Source organism: Burkholderia sp. 3C (genome assembly GCF_054589155.1).
In genome coordinates this window covers 1-15,818 of sequence record NZ_BAAILN010000074.1, presented here as the reverse complement: position 1 = coordinate 15,818, position 15,818 = coordinate 1, and the positions used below count along the sequence as shown (strand labels likewise).

Here is a 15,818-nt window from a genome sequence, read left to right as displayed (position 1 = left end):
CCCCCCCCGCCACGCCCTCCGGCATCACCCCGATGCCGACCCCGGCGGCCATCGTCGCCGCCATGCTGTCGACACTACCGACACAGATCTGCATGCGCGGCGTCTGATTCCTCGTGTTCGACAGACGCCCGGACGCCCGGGCGAGCCTTCGCAGCCCCCCACCTCCACCACGCCGCGCGCGAGCACCTGCATCGCGCCATGGATGTCGAGTTCCCGTCATTTCGCCCGCCTGTTCGTTCATCGCACGCGATGTTCGTATGAACCAAGTTTTCGCTTGACCTTGCTCGTTTGCGAACATACGATGCCATCCATACGCGAAGTCAGTCATCCGACAACGAATGTCGACAGGCTATGAATCACGGTTTCGTCGCACGAATCCGCCGAATTCCAGCCGCTTGTTCTGGCGCTAAGTTGTCCGATCACAGATACCGCGACCTGCCGTTTCAGAAGCGGCACCGATATGGACGGAGACAAGGTAGTGAAAACGATCAAGGGTCTGCGCTGGTGGATCATCGTGCTGGTCAGTCTCGGCACGATCATGAATTACCTGGCGCGCAATTCGCTCTCGGTGCTCGCGCCGCAGCTCAAGCACATCTTCGAACTGACCACGCAGCAGTACTCGTATATCGTCGCGGCGTTCCAGATCGGTTACACGATCATGCAGCCGATCTGCGGGCTGGTGGTCGACATCCTCGGCTTGCGGCTCGGCTTCGCGCTGTTCGCCGGGCTGTGGTCGCTGGTCGGCATGGCGCACGGTTTCGCCTCGGGCTGGCTGTCGCTCGGCCTGCTGCGCGGCCTGCTCGGCCTGACCGAAGCAGCGGCGATTCCCGCCGGCATGAAGGCGGTGGCCGAGTGGTTCCCCGATCGCGAGAAATCGGTGGCGGTGGGCTACTTCAATGCCGGCACCTCGCTCGGCGCCGCGCTCGCGCCGCCCGTGGTGATCTTCCTGTCGATGCGCTTCGGCTGGCAATCGGCGTTCGTCGCCACCGGCGCGCTCGGGCTGGTGTGGGCCACGCTCTGGTATGCGTTCTACCGCTCGCCGTCGCAACACGCGCTGATCGGCGCCGCCGAACTCGACCTGATCCGCGGCGGCCAGACCCGCTTCCCGCCACGCGAGCGCCGCCGCATCGGCGACGTGATCGCCTCGCGCCGCTTCTGGGCGATCGCGCTGCCGCGCTTCTTCGCGGAGCCGGCCTGGCAAACCTTTTCGTTCTGGATTCCTCTGTATCTCGCCACCGAGCGCAAGATGGATCTCGCGCAGATCGCCGTGTTCGCGTGGATGCCGTTTCTCGCGGCCGACCTGGGCGGCATCGCCGGCGGCTACCTCTCGCCGTTCCTGATGCGCCGCTTCCGCCTGCCGCTGATCTGGTCGCGCGTGGCCGGCGTCGCGCTCGGCGCGCTGATGATGATCGGCCCGGCCGCGATCGGCCTGGTGGCGTCGCCGTATCAGGCCATCGCGCTGTTCTGCCTCGGCGGCTTCGCGCACCAGATGATTTCCGGGCTGGTCAACACGCTGGCGGCCGACGTGTTCGACCCCGAGGAAGTGGGCACCGCGAGCGGCTTCGCCGGCATGGCGGCCTGGATCGGCGGGCTCGGCTTCTCGCTGGTGGTCGGCGCGCTGGCCGACCGCGTGGGCTACGGGCCGCTGTTCGCGTGCCTCGGCGTGTTCGACATCGTCGGCGCGACGCTGCTCGCCGTGCTGATCCGCGGCCAGTCGCGCGAGCAACGCGCGACAGCCTCGCCCTGAGGCGCCCTCGGCTGCCCCCGCGCCCATCCCTATTCGATTACTGCACCCGTTCGAGGACAGGACCCATGGTTTCGATGCTTCACCCTCCCCGCTTCTCGGTGGCCGTACACGGCGGCAACCGGCTCACGCTCGCCGGCGACGGCGGCGCGACGATCGACGTGTTCGTGCTGGAAAACGATATCGTCCGCGTGCGCGTGCTGCCCGACGGCGCCGCGCAGGACGCCGCCACCTGGTCGATCGCGCCCGGCGCGGAAGACGTGCCGCTGGCCGGCCGCGACCGCCTCGACCTGTCCGGCTACACGCTGCCGGCCTACGCGTTCTCGTCCGACGACGCGCAGGTGCGGATCGAAACCGCCCAGGTGCGCGTGGAGATCGCGCTGGCCGGCGGCCGTTTCGTCTGGCATCTGCGCGACGCGGAAGGCGCGTGGCGGCAGGTGCTGGCCGACCGCGCCACGCAGGCCGTCAACTTCGGCTGGTGGGACGCGCGCACCTATCACTACACGGCGCGCGAGCGCGGCGAGATGGTGCTCGGCCTCGGCGAGCGCGCCGGCGAGCTGGACCGCTCGGGCCAGCGCTTCGAGATGGTCAACATCGACGCGATGGGCTACAGCGCGCGCCATACGGACCCGCTCTACAAGCACATCCCGTTCGCGATCACCTGGAAGCCCGAGGCCGCGCTCGGCTACGGCCTGTTCTACGACACGCTGGCCGATTGCGCGTTCGACGTGGGCCGCGAGCTCGACAACTATCACGGCCACTACCGCTATTTCGTGGCCGCGCGCGGCGATCTGGACTACTACTTCATCGCCTCGCCGGGCACGCCGCTGGCCGCCACGCGCCGCTTCACCTGGCTGACCGGCCGCCCGGCGCTGATGCCCAAATGGGGCCTCGGCTACTCCGGCTCGACCATGACCTACACCGATGCGCCCGACGCCCAGCAGCGCATGAACGAATTCATCGATGGTTGCGCGCGCCACGATATCCTCTGCGACTCGTTCCATCTGTCGTCGGGCTATACGTCGATCGACGGCAAGCGCTACGTGTTCAACTGGAACCGCGAGAAATTCCCCGATGTCGAAGGCTTCGTGCAGCACTACCTCGATCACGGCATCCGCCTGTGCCCGAACATCAAGCCGTGCCTGCTGCGCGATCACCCCGAATTCGCGGACGCGCAGCAACGCGGCCTGCTGATCGTCGACGCGAACGGCGAGCCGGCCTGGGTGCAGTTCTGGGACGAAGTGGGCGCGTATCTCGACTTCACGAACCCGGCGACGATCGACTGGTGGCGCGAGCACGTGACCGACGCGCTGCTGCGCTACGGCATCCCGGCCACCTGGAACGACAACAACGAGTTCGAGATCTGGACCGCCGACGCCTACGCGCACGGCTTCGGCCAGCGCTTCCCGGCGCGCGACGCCAAGGTGCTGCAGACCATGCTGATGATGCGCGCCTCGCGCGACGCGCAGCGCGCCTACGCGCCGGACCAGCGGCCGTTCCTGGTGTCGCGCTCGGGCGGCGCGGGCATGCAGCGCTACGTGCAGACCTGGTCGGGCGACAACTACACCTCGTGGGACACCCTGCGCTACAACCTGCGCATGGGCCTCGGCCTCGCGCTGTCGGGCGTGTCGAACACCGGCCACGACATCGGCGGCTTCTCCGGCCCCGCGCCCGAGCCGGAATTGCTGACGCGCTGGGTGCAGTTCGGCGTGTTCATGCCGCGCTTCAGCATCCATTCGTGGAACGACGACGGCAGCGTCAACGAACCGTGGATGTACCCCGAGGCAACGCCTGCGATCGCCGATGCGCTGAAGCTGCGCTACTGGCTGATTCCGTACCTGTATCACCTGCTGTGGCTGTCGACCACCCAATACGAACCGGTGCTCGCGCCGACGCTGGCGCGCTTCCCGCACGACCGCCGCTGCCACGAGGCGAACGACGAGATGATGATCGGCGAGGCGCTGCTGGCCGCGCCGGTGGTGGACGCCGGGCAGACCGAACGGCGCATATACCTGCCGGCCGGCGAGCGCTGGGTGTGCGTCGAGAGCGGCTGCGCGTTCGACGGCGGCCAGGCCGTCACGCTGCCCGCGCCGCTCGACGGGCCGCCGCCGATGTTGCTGCGCGAGGGCCACGTGTTGCCGCTGAACACCGCCGAACAGCACTTCGCGGCGCGCGCCGACGCACGCGGCTTCGTGCTCGCGCCGCGCGCGGCCGACGGCACCGCGTTCGGCGAATGCGTGGAAGACGACGGCGAGAGCGAAGCCTGGCGGCGCGGCGAAACCGGCACCTGGCGCATCGCCAGCCACGCGCAAGACAATGCGCTGCATCTCGAGGCGAGCTGGAGCGGCGCCTACCGCCGCCCGTTCGACGTCGTCACGCTGCGCCTGCCGGCCGGCGAAACGCGCGCGGTCGTCACGCCCGGCGCGCAGGTCACGGCCGAGGCGAACGATGGCCGCTGGCGCACGCTGACGCTGGCGCTGCCCGGGTAAGCCGCGCCGCCGCGCGTGGCACCTGCCCGCGCGCGTACCGATTCGCGTCACGCGCCGCCTGCCGCCCGACAGGCGGCGTCGCACGATCCACGGCCTGCCGACAGACCCGACAGGCCCGACGGGCGCTTCATCACAACAGCGGATAGCCATCTTCCGCGATCCTTTTCAGGAGACACCCATGTCCACCCGCCTCGCGCTCGGCCGCTCGCTGTTCGCTACCGCCGCCGCGCTGGCCGCCGGCCCCGTGCTCGCGCAGAGCAGCGTCACGTTGTACGGCGTCGCCGACAACGCCCTCACCTACGTCAACAACCAGAACGGCCATTCGAACGTGTACCTGCGCGACGGCAACCTGTACGCGTCGAAGTTCGGACTGCGCGGCAACGAGGATCTCGGCGGCGGCACCCATGCGATCTTCGATCTGCAGGCGGGCTTCAACCTGAACACCGGCGCGCAGGCCTCGGCCGGCACGCTGTTCAACCGGCAGGCATTCGTCGGACTCCAGAACGATCGCTACGGCACGCTGACGGCGGGCCGCCAGTACACGCCGTACTACCTGTTCGTGGGGGCCTACGATTCGAGCAACTGGCTGACCGGCGCAACCGGCGCGCACCCGGGCGACATCGACGGCCTCGATACGACGATCCGCATCAACAACGCGGTGACCTACACGTCGCCGACCCTCGGCGGCTTCAGCGCGAGCGCGATGGTGGGCGTGAGCGGCATTCCCGGCAGCGCCGGCAAGGGCAACACGCTCAGCGCGGCGCTGCGCTATGCGAACGGGCCGCTCGGCATGGCGGTGGGCTACCTGCGCATGAACAGCTCCGGGCAGCCGGCCGGCTTTTCGAACCCGAGCATCGCGCCGAGCGCGAGCTTCGCCACCTCGGTGCTGAACCAGGGCTACCTGACGGCGCGCGCGGTCCAGCACATCGCGGCGTCGGGCAACTACAAGTTCGGCAACCTGCTGCTCGGCCTGAACTACTCGAACGTCGAGTACCTGCCCGGCGCGCAGTCGGCATTCTCCGACACGGCGATCTTCAATACCTACGGCGCGATCGCGGTGTACCGCTTCACGCCGGTGTTCTCGGTGGGCGGCGGCTATTCGTACACGACGGCGGCCAAGGCCAACGGCATCTCGAACGCCGCGCGCTATCACCAGGTGTCGCTCAAGGAGTCGTACAACCTGTCGCCGCGCACCATCCTCTATGCCGTGCAGGCCTACCAGCACGCCGGCGGCAACACGCTCGGCGCGAAGGGCGCGGGCGATATCGTCGCGGCCGCGCCGGCCGTGGGCGATTCGCAGCAGTTCACCGCCTCGTCGACGAAATCGCAGTTCGTCGGCATGGTCGGCATCGCCGTGATGTTCTGAACGGGCCACCCGGCCCAAGCGCCGAAACGACGAAGCGACGAAGGGCAAGCCTGCGCCCGCCCTTCGTCATGTGCGTCGTGCCGGAACCGTCAACCCGCGATGCGCCCGTCGCGCTCGCGCAGCGAGGCCGGCAGCGCGAACCACACCAGCCCCGCGCAAATCAGGCTCAGCAAGCCGATCACGTAGAGCGCCGGCGTGGTCGAGCCGGTCAGGTCGCGCACGCGGCCCACCATCACCGGGCTGACGATCCCGCCCAACTGCCCGAGCGTATTGATCAGCGCGATGCCGCCCGCCGCGCCCGCGCCGGTCACGAGCTTCGGCGGCAGCGCCCAGAACGCCGGGATCGACGCCACCACGCCCGCGCCCATCACCGCCAGCGCGATCACCAGCAAGGTGGTCTGCCGGTCGAAGAAGCCGGCCGCGAAGAAACCGAGCGCGGCCATCATCAGCAGTGCGAACACATACTTGCGGCGCTCGCCGCTCGCATCGGACAGCCGCCCCACCACCACCATCGCGATCGCGCCGGTGATGTACGGCACCGAGGTCAGCAGCCCGATCAGCGTCGGGTTGTGCGTGCCGGCCGTGCGGATCAGGTGCGGCGCCCAGAAATTCAGGCCGTACGACGCGATCTGGATCAGGAAGTAGACCAAACCGAGCATCAGGAAGCCGGGCGTCTTCAGCGCGCCGGCCAGCGAGTGGCCGCCCTGCGGGTGCCGACTCTGCTGCGCGATCTGCCCCGACAGCCAGGCCTTCTCGTCGCCCGACAGCCAGTGCGCGTCGTCGATGCGGTCCTTCAGTTGCGTGAGCACCAGCAGCCCCAGCCCGATGCACGGCACGCCGCCGAGCAGGAACAGCCAGTGCCAGCCCGGCATGCCGAGCGCGCCGTTCAGGTGGCCGAGCACGAGGCCCGCGGCCGGCGCGCCCACCAGCCCCGAGAATGCCGACGCGAGGAACAGCATCGACGTGATGCGGCCGCGATGGCTCGGCGGAAACCACAGCGTCAGGTAATAGAGCACGCCCGGCGCGAAGCCGGCTTCCATCGCGCCGATCACGAAGCGCAGCCCGTAGAACTGCCATTCGGTGTGGACGAACACCATCGCGGTGGTGGCGATGCCCCACGAAATCATGATCCGCGCGATCCAGCGCCGCGCGCCGACCCGATAGAGGAACAGGTTGCTCGGCACCTCGAACAGCACGTAGCCGATCACGAACAGGCTCGCGCCGAGCCCGTAGGCGGTATCGGACAAGCCGAGGTCGCCCTGCAACTGGAACTTGGCGAAGCTGATGTTGATCCGGTCGAAGAACGCGAACAGATAGCAGATCATGATCAGCGGCATGATCCGCCACGCGACCTTGCGGATCACCTGGATGCCGGATTCGCCGCTGGCGGCGCGGCCCTCCGTTGCGATTGCGCTGCTGGTTGTCATGCTTGTCTCCAGGCCGGGCTGGCGTGTGCCGCCCGGTCGAATTGGTGAATGAGGACTGCGATGTTTTGCGTTGCGTTGCGATGAAGCCGTGATGCGATGCGTGCTCAGGCGATGCCGGCCACGTAATCGGGCGCGGGATGCAGGTCGGCGTTGCGGCCGGCCTTCGCGACCTGCCCCGGCACCGCGTGGCCGACCAGCGCCGGCAGCGTGCGCGACAGCGCGATCAGCGCCGGCAGGTCGATGCCGGTGGGCACGCCGATCTCGTCGCACAGGTTGACGAGATCCTCGGTGCAGATGTTGCCGGACGCGCCCGGCGCGAACGGGCAGCCGCCGAGGCCGCCGAGCGCGGCGTCGAAGCGGCGCGCGCCGGCTTCATAGGCGGCCAGAACGTTGGCCAGGCCCAGCCCGCGCGTGTTGTGGAAATGCAGCGTCAGCGCCGAGGCCGGCACGCGTTCGAGCACGCGCGCGACGATCCGCGCAACCTGGCGCGGGTTCGCCATGCCGGTGGTGTCGGCCAGCGTGATGCCCGCGATGCCCAGCTCGCGATAGGTGTCGACGATATGCAGCACGCGGTCCTCGTCGATGCGGCCTTCGAACGGGCAGCCGAACGCGGTGGCCACCGTCGCATTGAGCGAGACGGCCGCGCCACGCACCTGCGCGACGATGTCGCCGAAACCGGCCAGCGAGGCCTCGCAGCTCATGCGCATGTTGGCGCGGTTGTGGGTCTGGCTGGCCGACATCACGAGGTTCAATTCGTCGGCCTGGGCGGCCAGCGCGCGTTCGGCGCCCTTCGCGTTCGGCACCAGCGCCACGTAGGTCACGCCCGGCGCGCGGCGCATGCCGCGAAACACGGCGTCGCCGTCGCGCAGCGCGGGAATCGCCTTCGGCGAGACGAACGAGCCGGCCTCGATGCGCGTGAAGCCGAGCGACGACAAGCCGTCGATCAACGCGATCTTGTCGGCCGTCTCGACCCATTGCGGTTCGATCTGCAAGCCGTCGCGCGGCGCGACTTCCTGGACGATCAGCATCTCGGTCGTGCTCATTGCACCGCTCCCTGCGCACGCAATCGTGCGATCTCGTCCTCGTCGTAGCCGAGCCCGGCCAGCACGCTCGAGGTGTGCGCGCCGAGCGCCGGGCCGGGCCAGTTCATGCCGCCCGGCGTGTCCGACAGCTTCGGCACGATGCCCGGCATGGCGACCGACGCGCCGCCCGGCAGCGTGGCCGGCAGCAGCATGTCACGCGCCTGATAATGAGGATCACTGACGATATCGGCCACCGAATAGATGCGGCCCGACGGCACCTCGGCGCGCTCCAGCGCGGCCAGCACGTCGTCGATCGAATGATGGGACGTCCAGGTGGCGATCGCGGCGTCGAGCATCACCGTCTGCTTGACGCGGCCGTCGTTGTGCGCGAGCGCGGGATCGTCGGCCAGATCGGGGCGGCCGATCGTGTGCATCAGGCGGCGGAAGATCGGATCGCTGTTGCCGGCGATCACCACGAACGCGCCGTCTTCCGTGCGGTAGGTATTCGACGGCGCGATGCCCGGCAGCGCGCCGCCGCTGCGCTCGCGCACATGGCCGAGCAGGTCGTACTCGGGCACCAGGCTTTCCATCAGGTTGAACACGCTCTCGACCAGCGACACGTCCACCACCTGCCCTTCGCCCTGCCCGGTCTTCACGCGCAGCAGCGACATCAGCGCGCCGATCACGCCGTGCAGCGAGGCCAGCGAATCGCCGAGGCTCACGCCGACACGCGCCGGCGCGCCGTCGATCTCGCCGGTGGTGTAGCGAATCCCGCCCATCGCCTCGCCGATCGCGCCGAAGCCGGGGCGGTCGCGGTACGGGCCGGTCTGGCCGTAACCCGAGATGCGCACCATGGTCAGCTTCGGGTTCAGCGCATGCAGCGTGTCCCAACCGAGGCCGAGCTTTTCGAGCGCGCCGGGGCGCAGGTTCTCGATCAGCACGTCGGCTTCGGCCACCAGTTGCTTGACGATCTCGACGCCCTCGGGCGATTTCAGGTTGACGCAGACCGATTGCTTGTTGCGCGACTGCAGATACCACCAGAGCGAGGTGCCCTCGTGCAGCTTGCGCCATTTGCGCAGCGGGTCGCCGGTCTCGGGCGCTTCGATCTTGATGACCTCGGCACCGAATTCCGCCATCAGGCGGGCGGCGAACGGGGCGGCGATCAGCGTGCCGATTTCGATCACGCGAATCCCTTGGAGGGGGCCACTCATGTTGCTGTCTCCGGTTCGAATCTTGATGGAGCACAGCGTAGGGTTGCCGGGCCGCGAACGTCCAACCGCATTTCGCCAAGCAGCGTTCGCGAACCGCGAACGCTGCCCGATGCGTCAGTCGTGGCGCGGCGCCTCGGTTTCGCGGGCCTCGATGGTGCGCAGGTGCTCGAACAGCAGCCGGCTGACGGGTGACAGCGCCGCCACCTCGCGCACCACCAGCACCAGCCGCCGGCACGACCAGTCGTCGTCCAGGCCGATCGCGGCGAGCCCGAGCGGCCGCCCCATCAGTTCGTACACCTTGCGAGGCAGCACGCCCACCCCCATCCCGGCCTGCACCATCCGGCACACGGCGTCGAAACCCGGCACGTGGATTCGCAGCCGCAGCGGGCGGCCGGCCTGGCGCGCCGCGAGATGGGTGCGCATGTTGATCGAACTGGAGACGTGCAGGCCCACGTGGTCGCTGTCGAGCGTGGCCGCGAACGGCAGGCTGTCGTGCGCGGCGAGCGGATCGTCGGGGCGCGCCACGATCACCAGCGTGTCGTGGCGGTAGTGCTCGACGTGCAGCGCGCGCGTGTCGGCATCCTCCGAGCAGATGCCGATGTCGACCAGGCTGTCGTCCACCGCCTCCACCACGCCGCCGCTCGGCCGCTCCTCCAGGTCGAGCTTGACGCGTTCGTGCTCGGCCTGGAACGCGCGCAGATCCTCGGGCAGGAATTCGACGATGCCCGACAGGTTCGACGACATCCGCACGTAGCCGCGCACGCCGCTCGCATAGCCGGCCAGCTCGGCGCCGATGTTCTCGATGTCGCGCATCACGCGCCGCGCATGGTGCAGCAGCGTCTCGCCGGCCGGCGTCAGCGTCATGCCGCGCGCGTTGCGCTGGAACAGCGCCGCGCCCACCACCTGCTCCAGTTCGAGCAGGCGCTTGCTGGCGGCCGAGACGGCGATCGCCTCGCGCTCGGCCGCGCGCGTGAGCGTGCCTTCCTCGTGCACGGCGAGGAACAGTTGCAGCGTGGTGAGGTCGAGGCGTCGCAGCAGGGTTTTGAGCAGCATGGCCGGATCGGGCGGTGACGGGTGCCACATTGTGCCCAATGTGCGGCGCGTCGCGCGAGTCGTGCCTGCCCGCACATGCCCGCAGATCGGCCTGCCCGGCGCGCCGCCTCGCCTGCTAGAATCGCGCCGATCCGTTCTCCGAAGGAATCTCCGTGGACAGTTGCCGCGAACCCGCCACGCAACGCCGCGCCACCTGAACGCCCCCAGCCTGCCTGGCTGACGCCGCGTCCGGTCGCGCGGCGAGCGTCATCCTTGTTTCATATTCGGCCGCCTGCCGCGCGGTATCGTTACGGGTTGCGCCACGCGCGGCCGATTCGATGCCGGCCCGCTCGCGGCGCCCCCAGCCAGGCCTTGCACACCATGACCGTCGAATTCATCCTCCGCCTGCTCACCGCGTTCGCCTGCGGCGTCGCGATCGGCATCGAACGCCAGATGCGCCAGCGCACCGCCGGCCTGCGCACCATCACGCTCGTCACGTGCGGCGCGTGCCTGTTCGTCACGCTCGGCGTGATGACCGGCAACGGCGTGGCCGGCGTCACGCAGATCGCCGCCTACGTCGTGTCGGGCGTGGGCTTCCTCGGCGGCGGCGTGATCATGCGCGAGAAAGGCGCGATCCAGGGCATCAATACCGCCGCCACGCTGTGGTGCTCGGCCGCGGTCGGCGTGCTTGCGGGCAGCGGCCTGTACGTGCCCGCGCTGGCCGGCACCGTGGTCGTGCTGGCCGTCAACACGGTGCTGCGCTCGGTCAGCCACGCGATCAACGCCACGCCGGTGTCGAACGCCGACCTGATCCGCGAATACCAGATCACCGTGATCTGCCTGGCCGCCGACGAGATCCACGTGCGCACCCAGTTGTCGAATTCGATGTACGCGAAGCCGCTGTCGTTCCAGAGTCTGACGAGCGAGGACGTGCTCGACGAAGGCGCGCCCGAGCGGATCAAGGTGACGGCCACGCTGAAGCTGCATCCGAAGGATCAGCCGAAGCTCGAACAGATCGCGAGCCGCATGAGCATGGAGAGGAGCATTTCCAGCGTCAGCTGGACGGCCAAGGAAGCCGAACCGCTGATGGAATGAACGACGCGCCGGCCGGAGCGGGTCCGGGCGGCGCGTCGGGCGATGCTGGCGGCGCGAGGCCGCGACCGCTCAGGGCGTTTCGATCAAGCCCATGCCGATTGCCTTGACCACCGCCTGCACCTTGTTGGCGGCGCCGAGCTTGGCCAGGATGTTGTTGATGTGAAACGTGACGGTGCGCTCGGAAATGTTGAGCTGATCGCCGATCTCGCTCGCGGTGCGGCCCTCGCTGGTCCACGCCAGCACTTCGCGCTCCCGCCGCGTCAGCGTCACGGACGACGACGGCGACAGCTTCGGCACCAGGAACTTGCCCATCAGCGAATGCGAAAGGTTGGCGAGCCAGTTGGCCTGCAGCGTCAGGCTGTTGATCTCGGCCGGCGTGAGGCGATCGGAGCGGCGCGCGATGGTCAGCAGTCCGAACACCCCGCGCGCGGCCCAGGCCGATTGCGCCGCGCCCACCGACATGCCGAAATCGCGCGCGTCACGCCACAACGCCGGCGCTTCCCCGGTATCCACGTCGGGCCAGATGATCAAATTGGGGCTTTGCGCGCCGTCGCGCACGGTCGGATCGATCTCGATGTAGTTGCGTGCCTGATAGTGGGCCATCCAGCCCGCCGGATAGGTATCGAAGATCTCGACGACCGGCTGCGCGCCGGCCTGCGGCACGCGAATCCCGTAGCAGCAGTATTCGAAGCCGATCCGGCGCGAATACGCAGAGATCTGCTGAAACAGCTGCTGCTCGTTTTCGGCCGCATTGAACTGGTGGTAGGCATCCTGCCAGCGTAGTTCCATCATCTCTCCCACAGCTTCCACGCTGTCATTCTTGCTAGGTTACATCGGCGTCTCAGGCTTGATACATTGCCGCGCATGACACCCCCGCTGCTTCATCCGTACTGCGCACCTTCGGCGGATGGCTACGTCCGCCTGCCCTTGCATGCCTTCGCGACGCTCGCGTTCGAACACGTCGCATCGGGGCTCGACCCCGAACTGTCCGGCGAACTGCGCGCCGAAGGCCTGCCGGCCGACCACGCCGGCTTCACCGAATGGCGCCGCGCCGCGTCGCCAGGCTTTGCGCACCTGACGATCGGCTGGGACTGGTATCGCGATCCCGCCACCGGCCGCTGCCTGATTGCCTGGGACGACGTGCGCAGCAACCTGATGGGCGTCGACCGCTTCGGCACCGACATCGGCATGCACGCCACCGCCGCCGCCCTCGTGGCTTGCCTGAGCACATTCGACTGGGCCGCGACCGTCAACGGCGCACTCGCCGCCGGGTCTGCGCCCCCCACTTCGGGCATTCACCTTTCAATCTGACGACATATGCATCCGGTGGGATCTTATCGTCTGATCTGTTGCAAAACACGCAACGTTTGCATTTTCGGTTCAAGTCGGCCCGCAACGCAATCTCGTTATTGAAACACATCCGGCGCGCAAACCTTTGCGTGCCGATTCGGCCTGTCAGGAATAGCAGTTACCGGTCCTCGGAGCGCGCGCTGTAATGCGCCAATTCCAATCGGAATACACCACGAGGACACCATGCAGACATACGTACACGAGGCAGGCCGACTTTCCCCCCAACTCGCGGCCGAATTGGGGTCGTACCGTTATCGCGTCTTTGTCGAACAGCTCGGCTGGCAACTGCCGACCGAAGACGCGCAATTCGAACGCGATCAATACGATCGCGACGATACGGTCTATGTGTTCGCGCGCGACGCACGCGAGGAAATTTGCGGATGTGCGCGCTTGCTGCCGACCACCCGGCCCTATCTGCTGCAGGAAATTTTCCCGCACCTGTTGGCCGAGGACATGCCGGCGCCGCGCTCATCGGACATCTGGGAGCTGTCGCGTTTCGCGGCCAGCGCCGAGGACGGCGCCGAGGGCAACAGCCTGGCCTGGTCGGTGCGGCCGATGCTGGCGGCGGCCGTGGAATGCGCGGCGCGGCGCGGCGCGCGGCAGTTGATCGGCGTGACGTTCTGCAGCATCGAGCGGCTGTTCCGGCGCATCGGCGTGCATGCCCACCGGGCCGGGGCGCCCGAATCGATCGATGGCCGCATGGTGGTGGCCTGCTGGATCGACATCGATGCGCAGACGCTCGCCGCGCTCGATCTCGATCCGGCGCTCTGCGCGACGCAGCCCGAAGCGGCCTGACGCCGCGGTGCATGGCGTAGACGAAGGCGCGAGCGGGGGGCCGCTCGCGCCTTCGTGCTTTCAACGCCTTCCGGCCTTCAGCCGAGCGCGGCCAGCATCAGGTCGAGGTTCTGCACGGCCGCGCCCGATGCGCCCTTGCCGAGGTTGTCGAACACGGCCGTCAGCAGCACGTGGCCGTGTTCGTCGTTCGAGAACACGCCGAACTCGATGTCGTTGGTGCCGTTCAGCGCCTGCGGATCGAGCTGGGCGACGTCTCGGCTCGCCGTGGCCGGCAGCACGCGTACGTGGCGCGCACCCGCGTAATGGCGGGCGAGGCCGGCATGCAGGCGTGCGCCGTCCACGCCCGCCGGCAACAGCCGTGTTTCGAGCGGGATCGTCAGCACGATGCCCTGCCGGTACCCGCCGTACGACGGCACGAACAGCGGCCGGTGCGCGAGGCCCGCATGGCGCACGATTTCCGGCGGATGCTTGTGCGCGAGGCCGAGCCCGTACACGCGCAGCGCCGGTGCGCCGCCCTCGCCGCTTTCATGCGCATCCACCGCCGCGCGGCCGCCACCCGAATAGCCCGACACCGCGTGAATCGACACGGGGTAATCGGCCGGCACCAGGCCCTGCGCGATCAGCGGGCGCAGCAGCCCGACCGCGCCGGTCGGGTAGCAGCCGGGGTTGGTCACGCGCCGCGCCGCGGCGATCCGCTCGGGCTGCCCGTCGGCCATCTCCGGGAAGCCGTAAACCCACGCCGGATCGGTGCGATGCGCCGAGCTGGCGTCGATCACGCGCACCGACGGGTTGCGCACGAAGCTCGCCGATTCGCGCGCGGCCGCGTCGGGCAGGCACAGGATCGCGATGTCGCATTCGTTGATGGCCGCTGCGCGCCGCGCCGGGTCCTTGCGGTCGGCGGCCGGCAGCGTGGCCAGCCGCAGATCGGTGCGCCCGCGCAGCCGTTCGTGGATCTGCAGGCCGGTGGTGCCCTGGTCGCCGTCGATGAAAACGATGGGTCCGCTCATGTCGTGATGCTCCTGGTTACGCGTAGGACCGCGAACGAATCGCGGGTCGAATCGTGGTTCAAAAATGCCGTCGCCGATCGACGACATGACCGATCATCGCGCTCGCGCTACACTTGGAAAAGTTGAATTTCGCGACGACGAGATTCATATTTTCTGAACGTGAGTATTTCCGTCATGCGCGAAATCAGTCTTGATCGCCTCCGCACGCTAATTGCCATCGCCGACCTCGGATCGTTCGCGGCCGCCGCACAATCGCTGCACCTCGCGCCGCCCACCGTCAGCCTCCATATTTCCGAGCTCGAGGCGCGGGTCGGCGCACCGTTGCTGTCGCGCACGCGCGGCAACGTGCGGCCGTCGGCGATCGGCGAATTGCTGATCGAGCGCGCGCGGCGCCTGCTGGCCGACGTCGAGGCCACGCTCGACGACGTCGAACGGCAGGTGCAGGGGCTGGCCGGCCGCGTGCGGCTCGGCGCCTCCACCGGCGCGTTCGCGCATCTGCTGCCGCAGGTGCTGGCGCGGCTGCGGCGCGACCATCCCGACATCGACGTGCAGATCGCCGTGCTGACCTCGCACGACACGCTCGCGCAGTTGTCCCAGGGCTCGCTCGATGTCGGGCTGGTGGCGCTGCCGCAGGCCGCCGTCGCCGGCCTGACGATCTCGCCGTGGCGGCGCGACCCGGTGCTCGCGTTCGTGCCGGCCGACTGGCAGGCACCGGCGCGCGTCACGCCGGCCTGGCTGGCCAAGCGCCCGCTGATCCTCAACGACGCGAACACGCGGCTGTCGCGGCAGACCGTCGACTGGTTCGCCGCCGACGGGCATCGCCCCGCCCCGCGCATCGAGCTGAACTTCAACGACGCGATCAAGAGCCTGGTGGCGGCCGGCTACGGCGCCACGCTGCTGCCACACGAAGCCGGCGCGCCGGCGCCCGACGCGCGCATCGCGATGCGGCCGCTGCGCCCGGCGCTGTCGCGCGAGCTCGGCATCGCGCATCGCGGCGGGCCGGTCGAAAGCGCCACGCAGCATGTGCTTGATGCGCTGTGGGCGCTGCAAGCGGATTGAAGGTTGCTGGGGTCGGGTGGGCGGCGTGGGTCGGGTCGGGTCGGGTCGGGTCGGTCGGGTCGGTCGGGTCGGTCGGGTCGGTCGGGTCGGTCGGGTCGGGTCGGTCGGGTCGGTTGGCGCGGTTGGCGCGGTTGGCGGTTGGCGGTTGGCGGTTGGCGGTTGGCGGTTGGCGGTTGGCGGTTGGCGGTTGGCGGTTGGCGGTTGGCGGTTGGCGGTTGGCG

At 68.8% G+C, this 15,818-nt stretch carries 13 protein-coding genes; 7 read left to right on the top strand and 6 right to left on the bottom strand.

Annotated features, from left to right (window positions below):
- The first annotated feature begins 478 nt into the window (after positions 1-478).
- The 3 genes from ACYP33_RS13405 (at position 479) to ACYP33_RS13395 (ending at position 5,599) form a co-directional block, all read left to right on the top strand.
- Entirely contained in the window at positions 479-1,747 is a 1,269-nt protein-coding gene (locus ACYP33_RS13405; RefSeq protein ID WP_414447289.1) for an MFS transporter, read from the top strand.
- Between the two features lie 65 nt (positions 1,748-1,812).
- Positions 1,813-4,233, top strand: a complete 2,421-nt coding sequence (locus ACYP33_RS13400) for a glycoside hydrolase family 31 protein (RefSeq protein ID WP_459622247.1) — start codon at positions 1,813-1,815, stop codon at positions 4,231-4,233.
- Between the two features lie 178 nt (positions 4,234-4,411).
- Complete coding sequence (locus ACYP33_RS13395) at positions 4,412-5,599, top strand: porin (RefSeq protein ID WP_459622245.1); 1,188 nt, start codon at positions 4,412-4,414, stop codon at positions 5,597-5,599.
- A gap of 89 nt (positions 5,600-5,688) precedes the next feature.
- On the opposite strand, the gene ACYP33_RS13390 is transcribed toward ACYP33_RS13395, so the two are convergent.
- The 4 genes from ACYP33_RS13390 to ACYP33_RS13375 all read right to left on the bottom strand — a co-directional run bounded on the left by ACYP33_RS13390 (position 5,689) and on the right by ACYP33_RS13375 (position 10,312).
- Positions 5,689-7,026 (bottom strand): MFS transporter, encoded by a 1,338-nt coding sequence (locus ACYP33_RS13390; protein WP_414439544.1) that lies wholly within the window; start codon positions 7,024-7,026, stop codon positions 5,689-5,691.
- A gap of 104 nt (positions 7,027-7,130) precedes the next feature.
- Positions 7,131-8,069, bottom strand: coding sequence for a hydroxymethylglutaryl-CoA lyase (locus ACYP33_RS13385; RefSeq protein WP_459622243.1), 939 nt, complete (start codon positions 8,067-8,069; stop codon positions 7,131-7,133).
- Positions 8,066-9,259, bottom strand: coding sequence for a CaiB/BaiF CoA transferase family protein (locus ACYP33_RS13380; RefSeq protein ID WP_414439546.1), 1,194 nt, complete (start codon positions 9,257-9,259; stop codon positions 8,066-8,068). The genes ACYP33_RS13385 and ACYP33_RS13380 overlap by 4 nt, the downstream gene beginning before the upstream one ends.
- A gap of 114 nt (positions 9,260-9,373) precedes the next feature.
- Positions 9,374-10,312 carry a LysR family transcriptional regulator gene (locus ACYP33_RS13375; protein WP_414447285.1) on the bottom strand — a complete coding sequence of 313 codons (939 nt, stop codon included), beginning with the start codon at positions 10,310-10,312 and terminating at the stop codon, positions 9,374-9,376.
- 360 nt (positions 10,313-10,672) lie between these two features.
- Here ACYP33_RS13375 and ACYP33_RS13370 point away from each other — a divergent pair, with 360 nt between their 5' ends.
- The gene (locus tag ACYP33_RS13370; RefSeq protein ID WP_459622241.1) at positions 10,673-11,386 is read left to right on the top strand and encodes an MgtC/SapB family protein; all 714 of its coding nucleotides are present in this window, start codon (positions 10,673-10,675) and stop codon (positions 11,384-11,386) included.
- A 69-nt stretch (positions 11,387-11,455) separates the two neighbouring features.
- Here the strand turns inward: ACYP33_RS13370 and ACYP33_RS13365 are convergent, their stop codons facing one another.
- Positions 11,456-12,175 (bottom strand): autoinducer binding domain-containing protein, encoded by a 720-nt coding sequence (locus ACYP33_RS13365; protein ID WP_414439549.1) that lies wholly within the window; start codon positions 12,173-12,175, stop codon positions 11,456-11,458.
- A 75-nt stretch (positions 12,176-12,250) separates the two neighbouring features.
- On the opposite strand from ACYP33_RS13365, the gene ACYP33_RS13360 reads away from it, so the two are divergent.
- Together ACYP33_RS13360 and ACYP33_RS13355 are read left to right on the top strand one after the other, a co-directional pair.
- On the top strand, positions 12,251-12,697 hold the full coding sequence (locus ACYP33_RS13360; RefSeq protein ID WP_414447283.1) for a DUF4902 domain-containing protein: 447 nt from the start codon (positions 12,251-12,253) through the stop codon (positions 12,695-12,697).
- A 222-nt stretch (positions 12,698-12,919) separates the two neighbouring features.
- Positions 12,920-13,531: an acyl-homoserine-lactone synthase gene (locus ACYP33_RS13355; protein ID WP_414439551.1), complete on the top strand. Its 612-nt coding sequence runs from the start codon at positions 12,920-12,922 to the stop codon at positions 13,529-13,531.
- 77 nt (positions 13,532-13,608) lie between these two features.
- Here the strand turns inward: ACYP33_RS13355 and argC are convergent, their stop codons facing one another.
- Complete coding sequence (argC, locus tag ACYP33_RS13350; protein WP_414447282.1) at positions 13,609-14,538, bottom strand: N-acetyl-gamma-glutamyl-phosphate reductase; 930 nt, start codon at positions 14,536-14,538, stop codon at positions 13,609-13,611.
- A 174-nt stretch (positions 14,539-14,712) separates the two neighbouring features.
- On the opposite strand from argC, the gene ACYP33_RS13345 reads away from it, so the two are divergent.
- A complete protein-coding gene (locus ACYP33_RS13345; protein ID WP_414439553.1) occupies positions 14,713-15,597 on the top strand; it encodes a LysR family transcriptional regulator in 885 nt (294 codons plus the stop codon).
- The last annotated feature ends 221 nt before the right edge of the window (positions 15,598-15,818 follow it).